Genomic DNA, 17,582 nt, shown 5'->3' on the forward strand with positions numbered 1-17,582 from the left:
TGGGCCGGGCCGGAGCGGATCGGGGACGTGCGGGGGCTTGCGTCCTCAGCGGGGCGCCGTCCAGCCGACCCTCGGGCGCACCCGCCGAGGCGCGCCCCAGGGCGCGCGCGGCGCCCGGGCCGCCGGGTCCTCGGCGTCCTCCGCCGCGGCCGCCGCACGCACCCTGGCCAGCAGGACGGCCGTCAGCGCGGCGAGTTCCACGGGGTCCGGCCGCCCCCGTACGACGACGAAGGCGGGCTGCGTCTCGGTGGTCTCGTCCATGGGCCCGATGCTGGGTCCGGCGCCTCGAGAAGTCCTCGGGAAGGAGTGGGGGCGGGGGTGGGGGAGAGGCGGTCGAGGGGGGCACGGGATGGCCCGGAGCGGGCCGGCCGAGGCCCGGGGGAGGCTCGGGGAGGCCCCCGTCGGGTGCTCCCGGCGGCGAGAGCGCCCGGTCGCCTGCCGGGCCCGGCAGGGCGGAAGGCCACTCGGCGGACGTGCCGCCCGGCGCCGCCCGGCGGCGCTCAGCCGGCGGTCAGCGGGCGGGCCGGGTCCACGGCGACGCGGGCGGTGCCGGCCAGGCCGTCGAGCCGGGTGCGCCAGGGCGCGCCCGCCCGGACCCGCTCGTCGGCCGCGGGGTCGTGCCACCACAGCAGACCGGTGTACGCGTACGGGTCGGCCACCGAGCGCAGCAGCAGGCTGCCGCCGAAGGCCTCCTCGGCCACGCAGGTGCCGACCAGCGAGCCGAAGTCCAGCTCGAAGCGGTCCGGGTCGGCGGTGGGCGCGACCGCGGCCCGCAGCAGGACCAGGCGGGCGGCGTCGGCGGGCGTGCCGTTCGGGGCCATCCGGCCCACGGTGACGAGGAGTTCGGTCTCCGCGGGCGCGGGCGGCGCCGCCGGCTCCTCGCGTCCGGCCCGCAGCAGCCGGTCGAGGCCGGTCCACTGCTCGACGTGCACATAGGCGCCGGGGCGCCCGGTCAGGGCGGCGGTCACCTGGGAGACGAAGCCCCGGCGGGACTCCCGGCGCCGGGCGTGGGCGAGCAGGCCGGGCTCGAACTCCCCGGGCGGCGCGGTGGTGGTGAAACGTCCGATCACGGTCAGTTCCGGCTCACGCTCGCGTGGATACACCGCCCGGCCCCCCTTCTCGTCCCGGTGGTGCGCGTGCAGTCCCGGACATCCGACCACAGGCTGCTTGAGAACCGCTTGAGGAGGCCCGCGTTCCCGGGCAGGGCCCGCGCGCCCGAGAGTTCCTCGAGGATCCACCGAGCCGCCGCGGGGACCGTGGCCTTCCCGAAGTCTCGGAAGGGAGGGCCCGACGTGCCCGCAACCGGAAACAGCGACGGCGTCGCCACCCGTGTGCTCCTCGGGCGGCTCGCGCGGTCGGTGTGGACCTCGCTCGTCGCCTACGGCTCCATGTGGGTGCCCGTGGACGAGAACCCGCTCTGGCAGCGCTACCAGCAGGCCATGGCGGACGACCCGCGGACCGGAGGTCCGCAGGCCGGAGCCCCGCGGCCCGACGGCGGAACCGATTCTGACCGGAAGACCTCGAGCGCGAATTGAGCGGTGCCCGCCGACACCCGGCGGACGGGGCGGAGGAACGGAGGGATGGCATGACGACGGTGGTGGACCCGGTCGACTCCTCGGAGGTCGCCGTCCAGGAACGCATCGCCCGGCTCGAACACGAATTCGGCGACCTCGACGACCCCGGAAACCCGCTGGGCGCCCAGCAGTTCCTGGCCGCCGACGAGGAGCGGCGGCTGCTGCCGGCCGCCGAGCGGCTGCTCGACGCCTTCGGCCTGAACGCCGAGTTCGTGCCCGTCGCCCTCGGCGGCCGGCTCGACCGGCTCGACGTGCTGGCCCGGGTGCTGCGCGTGGTGTTCCGCCGCGACGCCGCCCTGGGCCTGGGCTACGGCCTCACCTCGTACCTCGCGGCGGTCGGCGTGTGGACGGCCGGCACGCCCGGCCAGCGGCAGGAGACCGCCGCCCTGCTGCTCGCCCACGGCAGGATGGCCTGCGCCTACCCCGAGCCGCCGCAGGGCAACGACTTCCTGCGCAACCGGCTCACCGCCGTGCCGGACGGCGCCGGCTACCGCGTCGGCGGCCGCAAGGAGGCCCTCAACAACGGGGCCCGGGCCGGCGCCCTCGTGCTCTTCGCCGACACGCCCGACGGGCTGAGCGCCCTCCTGACCCCCGGACCCGCCCACCCCGACGGCGCCGGCATCCGGCTGCTGCCGCGCCGCCCGACCACCGGCGTACGCGGCTGCGCCGTCCAGGGCCTCGCCTTCGACGGGCCCCGGCCGCCCACCGGACGGCTCCTCGGACCGGCGGGCGGCGGCACCCGTCTCGCCGAGCACGTCTTCCCGCTCACCCGCAGCGCCGGTCTGTCGATGACCCTCGGCTGCGCCGACACCGCCCTGCGCACCACCACCGCCTTCGCCCGCTCCCGGCGCCGCCGCAGCCCCGCCTCGCTGCACTCCTCGCGGACCCGCACCGCGCTCGTGAACGCCTTCGCCGACCTGCTGGTGTGCGACTGTCTGTCCCTCGTCGCCACCCGGGCCACGCATGTGCTGCCGCGCGAGAGCCGGACCCTCGGCGCCGTCGCCAAGTACCTGCTGCCGATGGTCCTCACCGAGACGATGGACGACCTGTCGATCGTGCTCGGCTCCGAGGCGTACGCCACCAGCGGCGGCTACGCGATCTTCCAGAAGACCGCCCGCGACCTGCCGATCCTCGGCCTGGGCAGCGCGGGCGCCTCGGCCAGCCGGGCCGTGCTCGTCGCCCAGCTGCGCCGACTGCCCGCGTTCGGTACGCCACAGGCGCAGGGCGACGCCGAACTCGGCGCCCTCTTCCGGCCGTTCGACGCGGCCCTGCCGCCGTGCGAGGTCTGGGAGAACGGCCGGCCCGCCGACCGGGACTCGCTGCTCGGCTCCCTGGAGGAGTCGGCCCGGCACGCCGACGGACCGCTCGCCGAGGCCGCCGGGGTGCTCGTGGCGCAACTGGCCGTGCTGCGCGAGGGCTGCGCCGAACTCGCCGCCCGGCCCGCCGCCGAGCCCCCCGGCCCCCGCGCCCTCGCCCTGGCCGACCGCTACGCGCTGCTCGTCGCGGGCGCCGCCTGCCTGGGCGTGTGGCGCCACCGCCCGCCCGGCGGCTTCCTGGCCGGCCCGGACTGGGCGGCCACCGCGCTCACCCGCGTCGCCGGCCGGCTCGACCGCACGGCGGTCCGGATGCCGGAGGCCGCCGCCGACCAGCTGCTCGGCGAGCTCCTTCACCGCTTCGACGACGCCCGCAGCTACGACCTGTACGCGACCGCGCTCGGCCGCTCGTGACCGGGCGCTCGTGACCGTACGAGGCGTGACCAGGAGGTACGACATGGAACACCCGGTGCGGCATCGCGGGGGCGGGGGCTCGTGGCGGGAGGTGCGGGACGCGGTCGCCGGGGACGGCAGCTGTGTCGTGTACGCGGCCGTCGACGACTGGGTGCCGGCGGACCCCGGCGCGCCGGGGCTCGCCGCCGATCTGGGGCCGGACGACCACGCGCGGCTGGTCCGGATGCCCGCCTCGCGCAACCGGGACCGGTTCGTCGCCGCCCGGCTGCTGCTCAAGTCGGCGGCGGGCGCGGTGCTCGACGCCCTGCCGCACGAGCTGGAACTGGCGTACAAACCGGGCGGCCGCCCGTATCTGCGCGGCATCGGCCATCTGGACGTCGGCCTCAGCCACACCGAGGGCCTGCTCGTCGTCGGCCTCACCCGGGTCGGCCGGATCGGCGTGGACACCGAGCCGGCCGACCGGCGGATGCTGGAGCTCGGCACCGAGCACCAGGCCTGCACACCGCACGAACTGGCGGCCCTGGAGCGGGTTCCCCCGGAGCGGCGCAACCGCGAGCTGGTGCGGCTGTGGACGCTCAAGGAGGCCTACAGCAAGGCGATCGGGCAGGGACTCCGGTTCCGCTTCACCGAGTTCGGCTTCGGCCCGCCCGTCGGGTCGCCCGGCGGCCCCACCCGCATGCTGCGGCCCGACGGCACCCCCGGCGCGGGGCGCGAGTGGACCTTCCACAGCTGGCGGGTCGAGGACGCCCGCACCGCCTACACCGTCAGCGCCGCCGTCCACGACCCCGGCTTCGACGACCGGGCTCCAGTGCCAGTTGAGCGATGAACGAGGCACTGCGGTGACCCTCTCCTCGCGCATCTGACCGAAAAGGTGCGGCAAGAAAGCACGGCCACACACGGCCACACGAACCACGGCCACATGCAGCGCGGCGTACGAAGGGGGATCGGGTGCAGCGCTATCTCGCGGTCCGGCCGGGGCCCGCCACGGACGGGATCCGGCTGTTCTGCTTCCACCACGCCGGCGGCGGCGCCATGACGTTCGCCGGCTGGCAGCGGCGCATCGGCCCGGACGTGTCCGTCCTGCCGGTGCGGCTGCCCGGCCGGGAGACCCGGCGGCGCGAGGAACGGATCACCGACGGCGCCCGGCTCCTCGACGAGCTCCAGGCCGACCTCGGCCCGCTGCTCGACGAGCCGTACGCCCTCTACGGGCACAGCCTGGGCGCGCTGGTCGCCTACCGGTTCGCCGAGCACCGGATGCGCGCCGGGCTGCGCCCGCCCGAGCTGCTCTCGGTCGGCGCCTGCTCGGCGCCCCAGCTGCCCGCCCCGGTCCTGGAGACCCTGCTCAGCCCGGAACTCCCCGACGAGGAACTCATCCGGGCGCTCGGCGACAACGAGTCCATCCCCGCGCTGCTGCGGGGCAGGATCGGCTGGCTGGCCGGCACCCTCGCCACCCTGCGCACCGATCTGCTCCTCGCCCAGGACCTGCGGTCCACGCCCGTGACCGCGCTGCCCTGCCCCCTCGACGCCTACGCGGGCGAGGTCGACCCGCTGGTCTCCGCGCCCGAGGTGCAGGCCTGGCAGGAGTGCACCACCACCCGTTTCCGGCTGCGGACCGTCCGCGGCACGCACTTCTTCGTACGGGGCCGGGACGTGCCCCGGGCGATGGGGGAGGCCCTGCGGGCCCCTGCGACAGGACCCGGTGCGGCGCGTCCCGGCACGGCGCCGCGCCAGGCCGGCTGATCCACGTAACCCGAAGGAGATCCGCGCATGGACATCAGCGTGCTCGGCCCGTTCCGGGCCACCCTGTCCGGGGTGCCGGTGCACCTCACGGCGGTCAAACCGCGCAAGGTCTTCGCCCTGCTCGCCCTCCAGGCGGGCGAGCTCGTCTCGGTGGCCTCGCTGGTGGAGGAGGTGTGGGGCGAGCATCCGCCCCGCAGCGTCCAGACCACCCTGCAGACGTACATCCTGCAGATCCGCAACGCCATCGGCGCCGCGCTCGGCGACGGCACCGAGCGCGCCGCCCTGCCCAACGGCGTCAAGAGCGTGCTCGTCACCGAGCCCGGCGGCTACCGCCTCGACAGCCACGGCGGTCTGCTCGACGCCCACGAGTTCGACGCGCTGTCCTCGGCCGGCCACCGGGCCCTGCACCAGGGCGACTGGCCCGGCGCCTCCTCGTACTTCGGCCGGGCGCTCGCCCTGTGGCACGGGCGCGCGCTCGCCGACGTCCAGTGCGGGTCGCTGCTCGAAGTGGAGGCCACCCGGCTCGACGAGTCGCGGATGAGCGTCCTTCAGCGGCGGATCGAGGCAGACCTGAGGCTCGGGCGCCATCATGAGCTGGTCGGCGAGCTCTCCGGGCTCGCCGCACGTCATCCCCTGCACGAGGCGGTGCACGAGCAGCTGATGCTCGCGCTGTACCGGGTCGGGCGCCGCAGCGACGCCCTCTCCGTCTACCGGCAGCTGCGCCGCTGCCTCAACCAGAGCCTCGGCCTCGACCCCTCGCCCAGCGTTGAGCACCTCCACCAGGCGGTGCTCGACTCCTCGCCGCGGCTCGACCTGGACACCGCGGGCGCGCAGCTGGCGAGCGCCAACTGACCCGTATCGACCGACCGTATCGACCGACCCGTATCGACCGATCGAGAGGAAGCATCGTGACCGACATGAACCTGTCCGAGCTGGGGGCGCTCCTGCTCGAATGCGTCGGTGCCCCGGAGGAGGGCATGGCGCTGGAGGGCGAGGCCGCCCTCGACACCCCGTTCCTGGAGTTCGGCTACGACTCGCTCGCCCTCCTCCAGGCCACCAGCGTCATCAACCGCACGTACGGCATCGTCCTCGACGACGACGCCGTCATGGAGGCCGAGACCCCGCGGATGCTCCTCGCGCTGATCGGCGCGGCGCCGCGCGCCGGCGCGATCCGCTGACCCCGCCCGAGCGACCCCACCGACCGAGCAGACGGAGGAGACCCATGCCCTACGCAGCCATCACGTACCGGGTCAAGCCGGGATTCGAGGAAGAGATCACCAAGATCTTCACCGACTTCCGGAGAGTGGACACGCCCGACTTCACCGGCGCCGACGGCGAGCAGGCCGGCCGGCTGCTCGGCACGGCGGTGTTCCTGAAGGACGACGTGGTCGTCCGGGTCATCCACTACGAGGGCGACTTCGCGGCCGTGGGCAAACACATGGCCGCCCAGCAGGGCGTGCACAGCGCGGAGGCCGCGCTCCTGCCGTACCTCGCCGAGCCCCGTGACACCCGCTCGCCGCAGGCGTTCGCGGAGTACTTCCGGGAGGCCACCATGCACACCCTCGTCCAGTTGACGGTGGACACCCACCCCACGGGGGCCCGGGCGTCATGACCGAGGTGCTGGCCGTCGTGGCCGTGCTCGGCAGCGGGGTCACCGCCGGAGTGCTGTTCGCCGTCGCGCTGAGCGTGCTGCCCGCGCTGTTCGCGATGGAGACCGGCACCTATGTGCACGCGCACCAGCTGCTCGGCCGCAACTGGGACCCCACGATGCCCGTCATCGTGCTGAGCAGCACCCTGGCCGACGGGGTGCTCGCCGTGGCGGCCGACGGCGCCGCGCGCCCGCTGTTCGCGGCCGGCGCGGTGCTGCTGCTCGGCGTGTCCGGCGTGTCCCATCTGTGCAACGTCCCGATCAACCGCCGGGTCAAGGCGATCACCGACCCGGCGGTCATCCCGCCGGACTGGGAGGACCCGCGCCCGCTCTGGCGCCGCTTCCACTATCTGCGCACCGCCCTGGCCCTCGTGGCCCTGATCCTCAACGGGGCCGCGCTGACGGCAATCTGAGTTCTCGTCACATCACATCCGTCGGGCCGCACTCCCGGAGTGCGGCCCGACGGATGTTGCGTCAGCCCTGCGCGGCGGGCAGGTCCCGTACGGAGATCTGCGCCACCGTGTTCAGCAGGCTGCGCTGGAAGGTGGCCACGAAGCCCTCGACCGTGTCCGTGTCCCGCGGCCGGCTCAGATACGGCTTCAGCTTCCGCTCCACCTCGCGCACCCCCGGCTGCGCGGCCATGTGCCGGGCCACGGCCTCCAGGTCGCCCGTGTACTCGATGACCCGCACCAGGGTGTCGTCGCGCAGGAACACCGCGGTGGCCAGGATCGTGCCGGCCTGCTCGCCCGCGGCGTCCTCGACCCGGCTGCTGCGCACCCGCTTGAAGTCGCCGAAGATCTCGGCGAGTTCCTTCTCGTACCCCGGCTTGATGTCGTACGTGATCGCTGCGAACGGCATGCCCGTGCCCTCTCCCTCAACCGCTGTCGTGGACGTCTAGGTCCTGTCCGGCCGCCAGGCAAGCCCGACCGGCTCGGGCCCCGCTCGAAATCCCCCGTAACGGCGGCGGACCCCGGGTGTCTGGAGAGGATTTCGAGCGGCCCTCCAGACCCCGGTGCGACGTTCTCCCGTGACCACCGACCACCGGGAGGACCCGTGCACCGCACTCTGATCGTCGCCAAGCTGCGGCCGGACAGGACGGACGACATCGCGAGGATCTTCGAGGAGTCCGACGCCACCGACCTGCCGCACATGATCGGCGTGAGCCGCCGCACCCTGTTCCGGTTCCACGGCCTGTACTTCCACCTGGTGGAGGCCGACGGCGACATCGGCGCCAACCTCTACCGCGCCCGCAGCCACCCGCTCTACGACGACATCAACACCAAGCTCGCCGCGTGCGTGGAGCCGTACGACCCGGACTGGAAGGAACCCAAGGACGCGATGGCCACGCCCTTCTACATCTGGACCAAGGACGGAGGGCGGATCCAGTGACCACCGCCATCACCCGCACCGTGAAGGTGGCCGCCGCCGAGGTCGCGGCCAACACCAAGCGCGGCGGAGACATCCGCGTCACCCTCAGCCCCAAGACGGTCGGCTGCACCTCCGGCTTCGGCGGCGTCCTCGACCTGGCGCCCGGCGACTGGATCACCGAGCACTACCACCCGTACTCCGAGGAGTTCCTGCACGTCGTCGAGGGCACCCTGGAGATGACCCTGGACGGCAAGGACGTCGTCGCGCTCGGCCCCGGCGACTCGCTGTGCGTGCCGATCGGCGTCCGCCACCGGCTCCTCAACACCGGTGACACCACCGCCCGCTGCGCCTTCCACCTGTCGCCGCTCGCGCCCCGCCCCGAGCTCGGCCACGTCGACACCGAGCAGGCGCAGCGCCCCGAGCAGGCCAACCCGGACGTCGGCGGTGCCCGGTGACCCGACGGGCCGTCATCACCGGCATCGGCGTGGTCGTGCCGGGCGGGGTGGGCCGGGAGGCGTTCTGGCGGACGCTGTCCGAGGGCCGCACGGCCACCCGGCGGATCAGCCTGTTCGACCCGGCCCCGTTCCGCTCGCAGGTCGCCGCCGAGGTCGACTTCGACCCGGCGGCGGCCGGCCTCACCGCCCGGCAGATCCGCCGCATGGACCGGGCCGCCCAGTTCGCCGTGGTCTCCGCCCGCGAGGCCGTCGCCGACAGCGGCATCGAGCTGGCCGCCCTCGACCCCACCCGGATCGCGGTCTCGATCGGCAGCGCCGTCGGCTGCACGATGGGCCTGGAGGAGGAGTACGTCACCCTCTCCGACGGCGGCCGGCGGTGGCTCGTCGACCACGAGTACGGCGTGCCGCACCTCTACGGCTACATGGTGCCGTCGACCCTCGCCGTCGAGGTCGCCTGGGAGACCGGCGCCGAGGGCCCGGTCGCGCTGATCTCCACCGGCTGCACCTCCGGGCTCGACTCCATCGGGCACGGCGTGCAGCTCATCGAGGAGGGCACCGCCGACGTCGTCGTCACCGGCGCCACCGACGCCCCCATCTCGCCCATCACCTCGGCCTGTTTCGACGCGATCAAGGCGACCACCCCGAACAACGCCGACCCGGAGCACGCCTCCCGCCCCTTCGACGGCGAGCGCGACGGCTTCGTGCTCGGCGAGGGCGCCGCCGTCCTGGTCGTCGAGGAACGCGAGGCGGCGCTCGCCCGCGGCGCCCGGATCTACGCCGAGGTCGCCGGCTTCGCCAGCCGCAGCAACGCCCACCACATGACCGGCCTCAAGCCCGACGGCCGCGAGCTCGCCGAGGCCGTCACCGTCGCCCTCGACCGGGCCCGGCTCGACCCCACGGCCGTCGACTACATCAACGCGCACGGCTCCGGCACCAAGCAGAACGACCGCCACGAGACCGCCGCGTTCAAGCGCAGCCTGGGACAGCACGCCTACGAGATCCCGGTCAGCTCCATCAAGTCGATGATCGGGCACTCGCTCGGCGCCATCGGCTCCATCGAGGTGGCCGCCTGCGCTCTGGCCCTGGACCGGCAGGTGGTGCCGCCCACGGCCAACCTGAAGACCAAGGACCCGCTCTGCGACCTGGACTACGTGCCCGTCACCGCCCGGGAGCACGCCATGGACACCGTGCTCACCGTCGGCAGCGGCTTCGGCGGATTCCAGAGCGCCATGGTCCTGTCCCGCCCCGGCACCGCCCGGGCCGCGTGAGAGGAGGAGCCATGACGTCCGTCGCGAACGCCGCCCCCGTCGTCACGGGGCTCGGCATCGTCGCGCCCACCGGCATCGGCGTCGCCGCGCACTGGGCCGCGGTCCTGGCCGGCAAGTCCGGCATCGGCCGGATCGGCCGCTTCGACCCCAGCCCCTACCCGGTGCGGTACGCCGGCCAGGTCCCCGGCTTCGACACCGCCGAACAGGTGCCCAGCCGGCTGATCGTGCAGACCGACCACTGGACGCACCTCGCCCTCGCGGCCGGCGAGGCCGCCCTCGCCGACAGCGGCGCCGACCTCGGCGCCATCGGCGAGTACGAGATGGCCGTGGTGACCTCCTCGTCCTCCGGCGGCACCGAGTTCGGCCAGAAGGAGATGACCGCCCTCTACCAGCACGACCCCGGCTGGGTCGGCGCCTACCAGTCCATCGCCTGGTTCTACGCCGCCACCACCGGACAGCTCTCCATCCGGCACAAGATGCGCGGCCCGTGCGGCGTCCTCGCCTGCGAACAGGCCGGCGGCCTCGACGGCATCGCCCAGGCCCGGCGGCTGCTGCGCGGCGGCTCGCGCCTGGTCGTCACCGGCGGCACCGACGCCTCGCTCTGCCCGTACGGCCTGACGGCCCAGCTCACCACCGGCCGGCTCTCCACCGTCCCGGACCCGGAACGCGCCTATCTGCCCTTCGCCGCCGAGGCCTCCGGCCATCTGCCCGGCGAGGGCGGCGCGATCCTCGTCCTGGAGACCGCCGAGGCCGCCGCCGAGCGCGGCCTGGGCACCGGCTACGGACGGATCCTCGGCCACGCCGCCGGCTTCGACCCGGCCCCCGGCTCCGACCGGCCGCGCGCCCTGCGCCGTACCGCCGAACAGGCCCTCGCCGACGCCGGCCTCACCCCCGCCGACATCGACGTCGTCTTCGCCGACGCCGCCGGCAACCCGGCCGACGACCGCGCCGAGGCGGAGACCATCACCGCGATCTTCGGCCCGCGCGGCGTGCCCGTCACCGCACCCAAGACGCTCACCGGCCGGCTCTACGGCGGCGGCGCGCCGCTCGACGTGGCCACCGCGCTGCTCGCGCTGCGCGAAGGCGTCATCCCGCACACCGCGCACGTCCACGAGCCCGCCCCGGGCCTGGACATCGACCTGGTCACCGGCGCCCCGCGGGAGCGGCCGCTGCGCCACGCGCTCGTCCTGGCGCGCGGCCACGGCGGCTTCGCCTCCGCCCTGGTGCTCGGCCGCTGAAGGCCGCCGAAGGTCTTCGCAGGCCGCCGACCCCACCGACCACCGAGGGAGTTCCCATGGCAGGACACACCGACAACCACATCGTCATCGACGCCCCGATGGACGTCGTGTGGGACATCACCAACGACGTCCCCGGCTGGCCGAACCTGTTCAGCGAGTACGCCTCCGCCGAGATCACCGAGCGCGACGGCGACACCGTCGTCTTCCGCCTCACCATGCACCCCGACGAGGACGGCAACGTCTGGAGCTGGGTCTCCCGGCGCACCGGCGACCCGGTCACCCGCACCGTGCGCGCCGAGCGCGTCGAGACCGGTCCCTTCGAGTACATGCGCATCTTCTGGGAGTACACCGAGGAGCCCGGCGGCGGCGTCCGGATGCGCTGGGTGCAGGACTTCCACATGAAGCCCCAGGCCCCGGCCACCGACGAGGCCATGACCGAGCACCTCAACCGCAACACCAAGGTGCAGATGGAGCTCATCAAGGAGCGGGTCGAGGCCGCGGCACGCGCCCTGACCCGCTGAGGAGGCGGCCGTGCTGAACGTCCTCGCCCCGCTGCTCCTGCTCGCCAACGGCCTCGCGGCCGGCGTGATGCTCGGCACCCAGCTCGGCGGCTTCCCCTACATGGCCTCCCTGCCGGTGAACCGCTATGTCTACGCCCACGCGTTCCTCGGACAGCGCTACGACCCGACCATGCCGATCTGCCTGATCGGCACCGTCGTCCTGGACGCCGTCCTGGCGATCACGGCGCCCGACCCGACGGCGCAGATCCTCTTCGCCGTCGCGGGGTTCCTCGCCGCGACCACCCCGGTCATCGCCGTCGTCAAGAACGCGCCGGTCAACCGCTGGATGCGCACCCTCGACCCGGACGACCTGCCCGCCGACTTCAAGGACCCGCGCCCGGAATGGGGCGCCTGGAACAGCCGGCGCAGCTGGATCACGCTCCTCGCCCTCGCCGTCAACTGCACGGCGCTCGGCTTCCTGCTCTGACCCTTCCGATCTCATGCTCCTTTTCCGAAAGGAAGATCCATGGACCTCGAACTGCGGGGCAAGAAGGCCCTGGTCACCGGCGGCACCCGCGGGGTCGGCCGGGGCGTCGTCCTGGCGCTCGCCCACGCCGGCGTCGACGTGATCACCTGCTACCAGAACGACAGCGACCACGTCGCCTCCCTGGAGCGCGAGCTCAAGGAGACCGGCGGCGACCACCATGTGCTGCGCGCCGACCTGTCCAAGCCCGAGGAGATCGCCGCCCTGCTCGGCCGGGTGCGCGAACTGCACGGCGACCGCCTCGACCTGCTCGTCAACAACGCCGGCACCATCAGCCACATCCCGTACGCGGACCTCCCGCTGGACGAGTGGCAGCGCATCTTCGCCACCAACGTCACCGGCGCCCACCTCGTCATCCAGCACGCCCTGCCGCTGCTCGGCGCCGGCTCCTCCGTGGTCACCGTCGGCTCCCGCGCCGTCGAGGCCGGCATCCCGCTGCGCGCCCACTACACCGCCACCAAGGCCGCGCTCGCCGGCCTGAACCGCTCCCTGGCCAAGGAGTTCGGCGCGCAGGGCATCCGTTTCAACCTGCTCGCGCTCGGCGTGATCGAGACCGAGAACTTCCACGCCATGCCCGCGGAGCAGCAGAAGGTCATGAAGGAGCGGTACGGCGCCAAGACCGCCCTCGGCCGGCTCGGCACCCCCGACGAGGTGGCCGGCGCCGTGCTGTGGCTCGCCAGCGACCTGTCCCGCTACGTCACCGGCAACACCATCGGCGTCGACGGGGGGATCTCCTGATGACCTTCCGGGTGATGCTGCGCATGGAGATCGAGCCGGGCAAGGAGGCCGACTTCGAGAAGGCCTGGCTGGCCGGGACCGAGGCGGTCACCGGCCACCCCGCCAACCTCGGCCAGTCCCTCGCCCGTGAGGAGGGCGGACCGGACGGCCACAGCACCTATGTGATCGTCAGCGACTGGCTGGACGAGCCGCGGTTCCGCGCGTTCGAGAACAGCCCCGCCCACCTGGAGCACCGGGCCACCCTCCACCCGTACCGCAAGGGCGGCACCTTCCACGTCATGACCGTGCTCCACGGCATCGAGGGCCGGGCGGCCGCCGATGCCCGGTAAGGGCCAGGTGCGGGTCGTGGTGTACCAGGCCGCGTACGACGACGAGCAGCTCGCCGCCGTCCGCGCGGCCTACCACCAGGTCAGCGAACGGCTCGCCAAGGTGCCCGGCATGCTCGGCAACGAGCTCCTGCGCAGCCCCGCCGACCCCACCGCGCTCGCCGTGATGAGCCGCTGGGAGTCCATGGAGGCCTTCCTGGCCTGGGAGGCAGGCGCCGAGCACCGCCAGGACACCGCCCCGCTGCGCCCCTTCCGCGACACGCGGACGCCCGTCCCGTTCGCGGTGTACGAGGTGGACGCCGCGTACTGACGGCGGCGCCGCCCGTACCCGTACCCGAATCCGTACCTGCACCCGGACTCGTACACGTACTCCGAAGAGAGAGAACCCACCATGGCAGAGCGTCAGTTGGCGTTCATCGGGCTCGGCAGCATGGGCGGCGGCATGGCCCGGCGGCTGCTCGAGACCGGGCACACGCTGACCGTCCACAACCGCACCGCGCAGAAGGCCGCCCCGCTCGCCGAGGCGGGCGCCCGGCTCGCCGCCACCCCCGAGGACGCGGCGGCCGGCCACCGGCTCGTCCTGCTCAGCCTCAGCGACGAGAAGGCCGTCGAGGAGGTCCTGTTCGACCGGGTCGTCCCGGTCCTCGCCCCCGGCTCCGTCGTCGTCGACACCTCCACCGTGTCCCCGGGCTACGCCCGCGACGCCGCCGCCCGGCTCGCCGACAAGGGCCTGCGCCGGGTCGAGGCCTGCGTCGTCGGCAACCCGCTGCAGGCCCGCAAGGGCGAGCTGCGGGTCTTCGTCTCCGGCGACCCGGCCGACCTGGCGGAGGTCCGCCCGGTCCTGGAGGCCTTCGGCAGCGAGATCGTGCACGTCGGCGCGCCCGGCACCGCGACCAGCCTCAAGCTCATCCTGAACCTGCTGCTCGGCGCCCAGGTCGCCGCCCTCGCCGAGGCCGTCGCCTACGGCACAGCGGCCGGCCTGGACCGCGACCAGCTCATCGGCGTCGTCGCGAACAGCGGCTTCAGCTCGCTCGTGATGCGTTTCCGCGCCGACCTGATGCTCAGGCGGAGCTACGAGCCGGCCTTCTTCCGCTCCGCGCTCATGGCCAAGGACATCCGGATCGCCCTGGCGGCAGCCGCCGAACACGGCGCCGCGATGCCCGTCCTCGACGTGGTCCACGAACGGTTCAACGAGGTGCTCGCGGCCGGCGACGGCGACAAGGACGCGTCCGTGCTCGTCGAGCACCGGCCCGGCGCACCGACGAGGCAAGGAGAAGGAGGGTGAGATGGTGCTGAGCACCACCCGGAGCACGCTCCGGAACACCGACGTCCTGGTGGTCGGCGGAGGGATCGCGGGTCTCTCCGTCGCCGTCTTCCTCGCCCAGCAGGGCGTGGACTGTCTGCTGGTCGAGCGGCGGGCCGAACTGTCGGGACACCCCAGGGCCCGCGGAGTGCATCCGCGGGCCATGGAGCTGATGCGCGCCGCCGGCGTCGAGGCCGAGCTGCGCGGCACGCCCTCGGCCCGGCTGCTCGCCGACAACTCCGGTGTCATCGCGGCCACTTCGCTCGCCGGACCCGAACTGGGCGTCCTGGACGAGAAGTACGTCATGGACGTCGGCGCCGACATCGGCCTGCTGTCCCCGACCGGCTGGTGCCTGTGCCACCAGGGCGAGTTGGAGGACGTGCTGCGGGGCCGGGCCGAACGCCTCGGCGTCGCCCTGCGGTTCGGCACCGAGCTGGTCTCCTTCGACCAGCACGGCGCCGGAGTCACCGCCCTGCTCCGGGACCGCGCCACCGGCGCCGACCGGACGATCGAGGCCCGCTACCTCGTCGCGGCCGACGGCGCCCACAGCGGCATCCGCGACACCCTGGGCATCGCCTTCGACGGCGAGACCCTCGGCCACTACCTCAACATCCACTTCGACGCCGACCTCACCGAGCCGCTCGCCGGCCGCCGCTTCCTGATGTGCTACACGGCGGGTGAGGGGGTGCGCGGCGCGCTGGTGCCGCTGGACAACGCCACCGAGTGGCTGCTGCACGTCGCGTACGACCCGGAGACGACGGAGCTGGGGTCGTTCACGGAGGAGCGCTGCGCCGAGCTCGTACGGGCCGCCGCCGGAGTGCCCGAGCTGCGGCCGCGGATCCGCTCCGTCTCACCGTGGGACGGCGCGGCCCGCACGGCGGGCCGGTTCCGCGACGGCCGGGTCTTCCTGGTCGGCGACGCCGCCCATGTGATGCCGCCCAGCGGCGGCTTCGGCTCCAGCACCGGCATCCAGGACGCCCACAACCTGGCCTGGAAGCTCGCGGCCGTCGTGGCCGGCTGGGCGGGGGAGGCGCTGCTCGACAGCTACGACGAGGAGCGCCGGCCGATCTGCCGGGCCACCGTCGAACAGGCCGCGCTGCGCTCCAAGGACCGGCCGCGGCTCACCGGCGGAACCGGCGGGATCGGCGGGAGCGGCGGGACGGGCGAACGGCCGCCCGTGCACCCGGGCATCGTCGAGGACGCCCAGGTGTGGCTCTCCTGGCGCTACCGCTCCTCTGCCGTCACCGCCTGGGACGAGGGCGTGCTGCCCGGGTACGGCGTGTGGTCGGCCGAGAACGACGGCCGGCCGGGCGGCCGGGCCCCGCACCTGCGGCTGCGCCGGGGCGGCGCCGAACTCTCCGTGCTCGACCTGTTCGGCGACCGGCCCGTCCTGCTCACCGGGCCCGACAACCGCGCCTGGCAGGAGGCCGCCCGGGCCGTCGCGCACGAGCTGGACCTGCCGCTCACGGTGCACGGCATCGGCGCCGAGCTCATCGACGTCGACGACCGCTGGCCCGAGTTGTACGGCGTGACGGCGCAGGGCGCGGTCCTGGTGCGGCCGGACGGGGTCGTCGCCTGGCGCTGCGCGGACGCCCCCATCTTCGCCCGCGACACCCTGCGGGCGGTGCTGGTGCGGCTGCTCGCCCGGTAGGGCGCGGCGGGGAGGGCGAAAGGCGCCGGCCGCCAGGGAGACTCCCTGGCGGCCGGCGCCTCTGTGGTGCTGGTGTGCCGTCCGGATCAGTAGCGGTAGTGGTCCGGCTTGTACGGGCCCTCGACCGGGACGCCGATGTAGGCGGCCTGTTCGGGGCGGAGGGTGGTGAGGCGGACGCCGAGGGCGTCGAGGTGGAGGCGGGCGACCTTCTCGTCGAGGTGCTTGGGGAGGGTGTAGACGCCGATGGGGTAGTCCTGCGGCTTGGTGAAGAGCTCGATCTGGGCCAGGGTCTGGTCGGCGAAGGAGTTGGACATCACGAAGGACGGGTGGCCGGTGGCGTTGCCGAGGTTCAGGAGGCGACCCTCGGAGAGGACGATGACGGTCTTGCCGTCGGGGTAGGTCCAGGTGTGGACCTGGGGCTTGACCTCGTCCTTGACGATTCCGGGGGTGCGGGCGAGGCCGGCCATGTCGATCTCGTTGTCGAAGTGGCCGATGTTGCCGACGATGGCCTGGTGCTTCATGCGGGCGATGTCGGACGCCATGATGATGTCCTTGTTGCCCGTGGTGGTGATGAAGATGTCGGCCGATTCGACGACGTCGTCGAGGGTGGCGACCTGGTAGCCGTCCATGGCGGCCTGGAGCGCGCAGATGGGGTCGATCTCGGTGACGATGACGCGGGCGCCCTGGCCGCGGAGGGATTCGGCGCAGCCCTTGCCGACGTCGCCGTAGCCGCAGACGACGGCGGTCTTGCCGCCGATGAGGACGTCGGTGGCGCGGTTGATGCCGTCGATCAGGGAGTGGCGGCAGCCGTACTTGTTGTCGAACTTGGACTTGGTGACGGCGTCGTTCACGTTGATGGCGGGGAAGAGCAGGGCGCCGTCGCGGTGCATCTCGTACAGGCGGTGGACACCGGTGGTGGTCTCCTCGGTGACGCCCTTGATGCCGGCGGCGAGGGATGCCCAGTCGAGGGTGGAGTTCTGGAGGAGTTCCAGGATGATGCGGAACTCGTCGTTGTCGGCGGTCGAGGGGTCCGGGACGGCGCCGGCCTTCTGGTACTCGACGCCCTTGTGGACGAGGAGGGTGGCGTCACCACCGTCGTCCAGGATCATGTTCGGGCCCTCGCCGCCCGGCCAGGTCAGCGCCTGCTCGGTGCACCACCAGTACTCCTCCAGGGTCTCGCCCTTCCAGGCGAAGACCGGAATGCCGGCGGCGGCGATGGCAGCGGCGGCGTGGTCCTGGGTGGAGAAGATGTTGCAGGAGACCCAGCGGACCTCGGCGCCGAGCGCGACCAGGGTCTCGATGAGGACGGCGGTCTGGACCGTCATGTGGAGGGAGCCGGTGATGCGGGCGCCGGCCAGCGGCTGGGCGGTGGCGTACTCGCGGCGGATCGCCATCAGGCCGGGCATCTCGTGCTCGGCGAGGGTGATCTCCTTGCGGCCGAAGGCGGCCAGGGACAGGTCGGCGACCTTGAAATCGTGGGTGAGTTCGGAAGTGGGCATGTC

The 17,582-nt window shown here is 73.6% G+C and carries 23 protein-coding genes; 19 read left to right on the plus strand and 4 right to left on the minus strand.

The features are described from left to right. Nucleotides 1-45: 45 nt before the first annotated feature. Both JAO84_RS28415 and JAO84_RS28420 read right to left on the minus strand, forming a co-directional pair. Nucleotides 46-261, minus strand: coding sequence for an acyl-CoA carboxylase epsilon subunit (locus JAO84_RS28415; protein WP_370415368.1), 216 nt, complete (start codon nt 259-261; stop codon nt 46-48). 239 nt (nt 262-500) lie between these two features. After that, a complete protein-coding gene (locus JAO84_RS28420) occupies nt 501-1,070 on the minus strand; it encodes a hypothetical protein (RefSeq protein WP_370415369.1) in 570 nt (189 codons plus the stop codon). A gap of 222 nt (nt 1,071-1,292) precedes the next feature. Between JAO84_RS28420 and JAO84_RS28425 the strand changes: the two genes are divergently transcribed. From JAO84_RS28425 to JAO84_RS28460, 8 genes are all read left to right on the plus strand, one after another. Next, nucleotides 1,293-1,535: a hypothetical protein gene (locus JAO84_RS28425; RefSeq protein WP_370415370.1), complete on the plus strand. Its 243-nt coding sequence runs from the start codon at nt 1,293-1,295 to the stop codon at nt 1,533-1,535. A 50-nt stretch (nt 1,536-1,585) separates the two neighbouring features. After that, the gene (locus tag JAO84_RS28430) at nt 1,586-3,301 is read left to right on the plus strand and encodes an acyl-CoA dehydrogenase family protein (RefSeq protein ID WP_265865070.1); all 1,716 of its coding nucleotides are present in this window, start codon (nt 1,586-1,588) and stop codon (nt 3,299-3,301) included. A gap of 25 nt (nt 3,302-3,326) precedes the next feature. After that, nucleotides 3,327-4,127: a 4'-phosphopantetheinyl transferase superfamily protein gene (locus tag JAO84_RS28435; RefSeq protein ID WP_370415371.1), complete on the plus strand. Its 801-nt coding sequence runs from the start codon at nt 3,327-3,329 to the stop codon at nt 4,125-4,127. A 122-nt stretch (nt 4,128-4,249) separates the two neighbouring features. Next, nucleotides 4,250-5,041 (plus strand): thioesterase II family protein, encoded by a 792-nt coding sequence (locus JAO84_RS28440; protein ID WP_370415372.1) that lies wholly within the window; start codon nt 4,250-4,252, stop codon nt 5,039-5,041. A gap of 27 nt (nt 5,042-5,068) precedes the next feature. Then, nucleotides 5,069-5,893 carry a BTAD domain-containing putative transcriptional regulator gene (locus JAO84_RS28445; RefSeq protein WP_370415373.1) on the plus strand — a complete coding sequence of 275 codons (825 nt, stop codon included), beginning with the start codon at nt 5,069-5,071 and terminating at the stop codon, nt 5,891-5,893. 65 nt (nt 5,894-5,958) lie between these two features. Continuing rightward, nucleotides 5,959-6,219, plus strand: coding sequence for an acyl carrier protein (locus tag JAO84_RS28450; RefSeq protein WP_265865101.1), 261 nt, complete (start codon nt 5,959-5,961; stop codon nt 6,217-6,219). Between the two features lie 44 nt (nt 6,220-6,263). After that, nucleotides 6,264-6,653, plus strand: coding sequence for a SchA/CurD-like domain-containing protein (locus JAO84_RS28455; RefSeq protein WP_370415374.1), 390 nt, complete (start codon nt 6,264-6,266; stop codon nt 6,651-6,653). Further along, complete coding sequence (locus JAO84_RS28460; protein WP_370415375.1) at nt 6,650-7,102, plus strand: DUF1772 domain-containing protein; 453 nt, start codon at nt 6,650-6,652, stop codon at nt 7,100-7,102. Before JAO84_RS28455 ends, JAO84_RS28460 begins: the two co-directional genes overlap by 4 nt. A 61-nt stretch (nt 7,103-7,163) precedes the next feature. Here the strand turns inward: JAO84_RS28460 and JAO84_RS28465 are convergent, their stop codons facing one another. Further along, nucleotides 7,164-7,547, minus strand: coding sequence for a SchA/CurD-like domain-containing protein (locus JAO84_RS28465; RefSeq protein ID WP_265865076.1), 384 nt, complete (start codon nt 7,545-7,547; stop codon nt 7,164-7,166). A 195-nt stretch (nt 7,548-7,742) separates the two neighbouring features. On the opposite strand from JAO84_RS28465, the gene JAO84_RS28470 reads away from it, so the two are divergent. The 11 genes from JAO84_RS28470 (at nt 7,743) to JAO84_RS28520 (ending at nt 16,080) form a co-directional block, all read left to right on the plus strand. Then, nucleotides 7,743-8,078 carry a TcmI family type II polyketide cyclase gene (locus JAO84_RS28470; RefSeq protein WP_265865077.1) on the plus strand — a complete coding sequence of 112 codons (336 nt, stop codon included), beginning with the start codon at nt 7,743-7,745 and terminating at the stop codon, nt 8,076-8,078. Then, on the plus strand, nt 8,075-8,512 hold the full coding sequence (locus tag JAO84_RS28475; RefSeq protein ID WP_265865078.1) for a cupin domain-containing protein: 438 nt from the start codon (nt 8,075-8,077) through the stop codon (nt 8,510-8,512). The genes JAO84_RS28470 and JAO84_RS28475 overlap by 4 nt, the downstream gene beginning before the upstream one ends. After that, nucleotides 8,509-9,780: a beta-ketoacyl synthase gene (locus JAO84_RS28480; RefSeq protein WP_370415376.1), complete on the plus strand. Its 1,272-nt coding sequence runs from the start codon at nt 8,509-8,511 to the stop codon at nt 9,778-9,780. Before JAO84_RS28475 ends, JAO84_RS28480 begins: the two co-directional genes overlap by 4 nt. 11 nt (nt 9,781-9,791) lie before the next feature. Then, entirely contained in the window at nt 9,792-11,018 is a 1,227-nt protein-coding gene (locus JAO84_RS28485; protein WP_370415377.1) for a ketosynthase chain-length factor, read from the plus strand. Nucleotides 11,019-11,074: 56 nt separating this feature from the next. After that, complete coding sequence (locus JAO84_RS28490) at nt 11,075-11,539, plus strand: SRPBCC family protein (RefSeq protein ID WP_370415378.1); 465 nt, start codon at nt 11,075-11,077, stop codon at nt 11,537-11,539. Between the two features lie 10 nt (nt 11,540-11,549). Further along, a complete protein-coding gene (locus tag JAO84_RS28495; RefSeq protein WP_370415379.1) occupies nt 11,550-12,005 on the plus strand; it encodes an anthrone oxygenase family protein in 456 nt (151 codons plus the stop codon). Between the two features lie 39 nt (nt 12,006-12,044). Continuing rightward, nucleotides 12,045-12,800 carry an SDR family NAD(P)-dependent oxidoreductase gene (locus JAO84_RS28500; RefSeq protein WP_370415380.1) on the plus strand — a complete coding sequence of 252 codons (756 nt, stop codon included), beginning with the start codon at nt 12,045-12,047 and terminating at the stop codon, nt 12,798-12,800. Beyond that, on the plus strand, nt 12,800-13,129 hold the full coding sequence (locus JAO84_RS28505; RefSeq protein WP_265865084.1) for an antibiotic biosynthesis monooxygenase family protein: 330 nt from the start codon (nt 12,800-12,802) through the stop codon (nt 13,127-13,129). The genes JAO84_RS28500 and JAO84_RS28505 overlap by 1 nt, the downstream gene beginning before the upstream one ends. Then, complete coding sequence (locus JAO84_RS28510) at nt 13,119-13,436, plus strand: antibiotic biosynthesis monooxygenase (protein ID WP_370415381.1); 318 nt, start codon at nt 13,119-13,121, stop codon at nt 13,434-13,436. Before JAO84_RS28505 ends, JAO84_RS28510 begins: the two co-directional genes overlap by 11 nt. An 81-nt stretch (nt 13,437-13,517) precedes the next feature. Beyond that, on the plus strand, nt 13,518-14,411 hold the full coding sequence (locus tag JAO84_RS28515) for an NAD(P)-dependent oxidoreductase (protein WP_370415382.1): 894 nt from the start codon (nt 13,518-13,520) through the stop codon (nt 14,409-14,411). Nucleotide 14,412: 1 nt separating this feature from the next. Beyond that, nucleotides 14,413-16,080 carry an FAD-dependent oxidoreductase gene (locus tag JAO84_RS28520; protein WP_370415383.1) on the plus strand — a complete coding sequence of 556 codons (1,668 nt, stop codon included), beginning with the start codon at nt 14,413-14,415 and terminating at the stop codon, nt 16,078-16,080. Nucleotides 16,081-16,166: 86 nt separating this feature from the next. On the opposite strand, the gene ahcY is transcribed toward JAO84_RS28520, so the two are convergent. Then, nucleotides 16,167-17,579 carry an adenosylhomocysteinase gene (gene ahcY / locus JAO84_RS28525; protein WP_370415384.1) on the minus strand — a complete coding sequence of 471 codons (1,413 nt, stop codon included), beginning with the start codon at nt 17,577-17,579 and terminating at the stop codon, nt 16,167-16,169. Between the last annotated feature and the right edge of the window lie 3 nt (nt 17,580-17,582).

This window comes from Streptomyces fradiae, assembly GCF_041270065.1.
In the GTDB taxonomy this organism is placed as follows: Bacteria; Actinomycetota; Actinomycetes; order Streptomycetales; family Streptomycetaceae; genus Streptomyces.